Genomic DNA, 261 nt, shown 5'->3' with positions numbered 1-261 from the left:
ATGAGAAGACTTTTACGAGTTACGCAGCGTTTAAAGCCTATGCTTCAGCAAAGGTGGCTGCTTATCATTTGACTGAGACTCAATCAAACCTGGTATTTGCCAGAGCTTGGACTGCTCAAAAGCGAAAGAATCCTAAATTACAGAAGCAAAAAGTTTATATTGCGGTTGAACAGGTGGTTAGAGCTACAGAAAAAGCAGTCTTAGTTCGTATCAATATAGCTAGTCATCCGCTATATCAAGAACAGTTTTGGATTCCTAGAA

At 39.5% G+C, this 261-nt stretch carries 1 protein-coding gene; it reads left to right on the top strand.

Translation table 11 applies throughout. The features are described 5' to 3' along the window. Window positions 1-261, top strand: a 261-nt coding sequence (locus AKK44_RS09030) for a hypothetical protein (protein WP_161802575.1), incomplete at both ends; no start/stop codon positions are given.

This window comes from Streptococcus phocae, from assembly GCF_001302265.1.
GTDB classification, from domain to species: Bacteria; Bacillota; Bacilli; order Lactobacillales; family Streptococcaceae; genus Streptococcus; species Streptococcus phocae.
Note: the sequence above shows the minus strand (reverse complement) of the source record. Positions and strands in the feature narration are given on the sequence as shown.